Origin of the sequence: Alkalicoccus luteus, from assembly GCF_012034335.1 — a bacterium.
Classification (GTDB): domain Bacteria; phylum Bacillota; class Bacilli; order Bacillales; family Salisediminibacteriaceae; genus Alkalicoccus; species Alkalicoccus luteus_A.
Genome location: NZ_JAATHJ010000055.1, coordinates 1 through 4608, shown reverse-complemented (window position 1 = coordinate 4608; position 4608 = coordinate 1). Strand labels below are relative to the sequence as shown.

Genomic DNA, 4608 nt, shown 5'->3' with positions numbered 1-4608 from the left:
CTGGTAATGGCCGGCATTGTGGAAGGCGTCTTTTCCTTTCTGCAGGGTCTTTATAGACAGTATATCCGTCAATCCTTGGACAAACAATCCCATCTTATTCTGGACGTTTTGGACTAGCAATAACAGTTTGCTTGCTATCTCAGACTGTATATCGGGCTTATATTTGTATATGAGGTCTAAGGCTTTTTTATGTTTTGCATAAATCTTCTTACATATCTGCTCTAACTCTTCATCTCCCACAATGTGCCTCCTCAACATTTCTATGTATTGTGTCAGAAAATTACGTGACCGTTCATTCAAATTTGATTCTCGATGACTCGTGCCTTCTTCAATGAGTTTAATAATCGTAGAGTAATCCACGTTAACCCAACGTTCAGAGTGACTGGCACTATCACCAAATGGAGATAAGTAGACATAGACAGCCATGTAATCATGGTAGTGGTTCTCCACTATCTGTTCATATTTATTCAATTGATGGTTAGACTCCTGACTCCATATCTTGTTTTCAATGACGATGACGAGCTGTTCCTTCTCCGAAACCAATAGAATATCAATGTTCTGCCATTCTCGTTTAACTACGAGATCCGTATAATCAACTAAAGCTATATGCAAGCACTTTTTATGATCAAATTCGTCATCATGGATACGCTGTATAACCATGTTGACTAAGTCTCTCACGATGAAATCATCCATCCCGTGAGATTCATTTGGATCTAATAGCCAAGCAAGAACGTTGCTATGTCGGATCTCCTGATTTACAACTCCAAGCACTTCAAACAAGTTAAATGCAGATGCTTTCGTTTCAATTTGATGAAGAGCTTCTGTATCGAGTAAAAAGTCATTTAGCGAAGTAAGCTCTTTCTCCATATTAATACACCCCTCCTCTTCCATTGAAAAAACCGCTGTCCTGAACAAGTAAGCTTACAACAGTCGGACAACGGTTCATTGTTTATCGGTTTCTTTTACATTGGTAAGTATTAAAAATGAGAAAACAAACGATTGCAATACGCTTAGTTGAGATCTACCTTTTATCGTCTCCTCACTTTACCATCGGGCAACGAATGGACACATTCGATCAACTTTAGCTCCTGCAATGCTTCCCCTAGCCAACCGCCCTTCCTTATCGAAGTTCATTATCTAACGGCAGAACTTGTTCATCCAATACTTTTTGCCATTCGCGTTTCATCATTTGAGGGTACTTGAATGGTTTGATTTCGGGATGCTCCGCTTTAAAGGCTTCGTAATCCTTACTTTCAATGATGCTTTTCATATTTGGAATTGCCTCCATGCCGATCATATACTGGACAGCTGAGGCATGCAGTTCATAGCTTGAAACACACCAATATTCACTAAACCCTTCAATGATATGCTCTTTTCTGTCAGTAAAAAATCGTCGCTTTAAAGCAAAGATATCTTCTTCCTCATCCACTTCTTTCTTATCGATTGCATTTAAAATCTCGTGATACAAGCTTTTCACAATTTCAGCTTTATTTAATTTCTGCAAAGCTTTTTCTATTTCGTCACGAACTGCCGGATTGTTTGCTTCATACGTTCCTAACAATTGATCAATATAGTTTGAATCAATGTCATATAATTTGGTTGTCGCCTCACTAAAGAATTCGATTCCAGAGAAATCGTCCGCTCCCTCAGGGTTATCTCCTTCAGCGGTTTGGACAAGCGATCCTTTCACCGTTTCATAAACTCCGACTTCTTCTTTTAGGAGACTTACTTGTTCTTGTAATGTATTCGAGGCATCGAAGTCCGTATTGTAACTGTCATAGGTGACCAAAGCCTCGTACGCGTTGTTGAGCTCTTGAAAGGCTTTGACGTAATCAACTCGCGTTTCCACCGACTTTTGCTCATCAACTTCGCCTTCTTCTTCAATGATCGATTGTAGCTGTTTATGAGCTTTCTTAAATCGCTTCTTAACGTTCTCATAGCTTGGGTAAATTAAGCCGGATTCTTCTTTCACTTCTGAATACAGCTTTGTTGCTTTCTCTACGTTTTCTTCCATTGTAAAGGGCTTACGGAAGGTAACAATAAGGCCTTTTGTTTTTTCCGGATACGTACGGTTTGTTCTTGAAAACGCCTGAATTAAACCAGCGTATTCAAGGTTACGGTCAACGAACAGCGTTTGAATCGTTGGCGCATCAAAGCCTGTTAAGAGACGATCCACCACAATGACAAGGTCGATTTGCCGCCCGGGCTGTTTGAATTCAGCCCGTTTTCTAGCCAGACGATTATTAATATCGCCGTTATATCGTTCAATATCTTGTAACGACCAGGCTGTTTTGTAGTACTCGTTATAATCATCGATGATCGCCTGCATCTCTTGCTGCTGCTCGATGGCGTTTTCCATATTCTCGTCAAGAGAATAGGTGACAGCGATACGCGGAAAATCTGGATCATCCATCGACCGCCCCTCTCGAATAGGGCGCCCAGGATAGACGTGATTCATCCAATTCTCGTCTTTCGTCATTGCTTTAATAGCATGATAGTATCGTTTTGCCATATCAATGGAGCTGGTCGTAAGAATGGCCGATTTCGTCGGCTTCCCATTTTTAAAATCAAATTTTGTATACGCATTATCCGGGCTCAGAATCTTTTTTATAACTTTATCAATGTGCTCATCTTGCTCAAACATTGACCTGTCGATATACGACTCTTTTTCGACACCGCTCATCTCGTCAATCTTCACATTAATTGCCTCGTCCTCCGCGTTCGCGTATTGAGAACTCCTCAACTTATGAAAGATCATATTATCTAATGAGGTTGGTTCGATGGTTGTCTCATGCTCCACTTGGAAACCAAGTACGGACCCATCTTCTAACGCGTTTTTAATCGTGTATGTATGAAGGACTTCTCCGTACTGATCAAATGTCGTTCTCGCCAATTTTCCCTTTGCCTGTTTTTTATTATCATCAAAGATCGGCGTCCCTGTGAATCCGAACCATGTAGAGCTTTGGAAAAAAGCCTTTATTTCTTCCATGTTTTCTGCGCTTAGTGCACGGTGGCATTCGTCCACAACGAAGACAATGTGTTGTCCCATCAGCTTCTCGTAGCGATTAGTCCCTTTAATTTCTTCCTGTTTCTTCGCATACTTTAACGCTGCATCAAGTTTTTGACGGGTCGTAATAATGACAACATTTGAATTGGCATCGGCAAGGAGCGTTTTACTTAACTCTTTAGCACTGCCCGTTCCAACAATTAAGCTGTTCGCCGGAGTATTTCCAGACGAGATGCCCGTATTAAATTCCGATGCGAACTTTGTAAACTCACTCGTTGTCTGGTTATCCAAGTCTTTACGGTCTACGAGCATGATCGTGCGGTCAATGCCTGACTTCTTCGCCAACAGTTTCGTTGAGACAAAGCTCGTCAGCGTTTTCCCGGAGCCTGTCGCGTGCCACACGTAGCCCGACTTGTGTTTATTCGCTGCGGTAAATAAGGCTTCAATGGCATGGATCTGATAAGGATGAAGTACCATCAGCGTTTTGTTGTCCTGATCTTCACTGACGATCGTATAATTGGCAATGAGCCGGTGAGCATCCGGAATGTTTAGTGCCTGTTTACAAAACTCATACAGGTTCTCCACTTTCTTATTATCTTTCGTGCGCCAGCTAAACATGAACTTACGGTGCAAGTTCTTTGGCATCGCATTTGCAAAGTAGCGAGTCGTCTGTTCATTCGAGACGACAAACAACTGCAGAGTGGCGAAGATGTTGCTTCGAAACACACTTTCTTCTGCATATTTCTTAATTTGATTAAAAGCTTGGTACACGCCGTCCTTCGCCGTGACCTTTTTCAACTCAATCTGTACGATCGGGAGTCCGTTAATGAGAAGCGTCACGTCAAAACGACGATCTCGCCCTTCACTGGTCGCACGTTGTTTGGCAATTTGATGAACGACTTCATAGCTCGAGATCCCACCGCCGATATCCTGATTAGAATAGAGCACGAGGGATACAAACCCTTCATGGCTGTCTTCCCGCTCAATCGTAATCCGGGCGATACCGTTCTCGCCTTTTAACCACTTGGCTGCATCAAACGGCGTCTGCGTCCGAAAAAGCAGCTCTGTTTTAATCGCGTCAAATTCCTTATCTGTTAAAGGCGTTTCACCAAGTTCAGCCAGGTTATTCTGCGTAATTTTTTGGCGCAGGTTTTTCCATAAGTCCGCCTCTGATTTCAAATCCTCACGAAACGTCCACTGGTTATATCCCTCACCCAATACTTGAATCAAATGATTCTCAATTTCTGTCTCTGATCGATGGGACAATCCCTTCACATAATCACCTCTAGACAAACATTTTTTGCAGGAATCCTTTTTTGATTTCTTGTAACAGTTCGAGTTCTTTTTCGTGAGTGGCGATTGAATCATCAAGTTTCTTGAAGAATTTTCCGATTTTTTGTTGTTCTTGAAATGTTGGAATATGTATCTTCATTTTAGCTAGTTGTTTCCCTGATATTTCTGTAAAAGTTGACCCAGTGGTCTTCAGTCAAGAAAAGAGACGGTGAGAAAAGTGACAGTTGATTTTGGAGCCGGCTCCCTTCGGGGTTCTGGAGAGCGGTGTCTCATTTTGCTTCTCGTGGACCCGTTTCAAACGCGCTTAT

Annotated in this window: 3 protein-coding genes; all 3 read right to left on the bottom strand. The window is 42.0% G+C overall.

Annotation, left to right across the window (positions count from 1 at the left end):
* Window positions 1-867: PD-(D/E)XK nuclease family protein (locus HCN83_RS17755; RefSeq protein ID WP_168009736.1), on the bottom strand; the 867-nt coding region annotated here is incomplete at its 3' end.
* A 253-nt stretch (window positions 868-1120) separates the two neighbouring features.
* Window positions 1121-4282 carry a type I restriction endonuclease subunit R gene (locus tag HCN83_RS17750; protein WP_343033772.1) on the bottom strand — a complete coding sequence of 1054 codons (3162 nt, stop codon included), beginning with the start codon at window positions 4280-4282 and terminating at the stop codon, window positions 1121-1123.
* A gap of 10 nt (window positions 4283-4292) precedes the next feature.
* Window positions 4293-4493 (bottom strand): restriction endonuclease subunit S, encoded by a 201-nt coding sequence (locus HCN83_RS17745; protein WP_168009738.1) that lies wholly within the window; start codon window positions 4491-4493, stop codon window positions 4293-4295.
* Window positions 4494-4608: the final 115 nt, after the last annotated feature.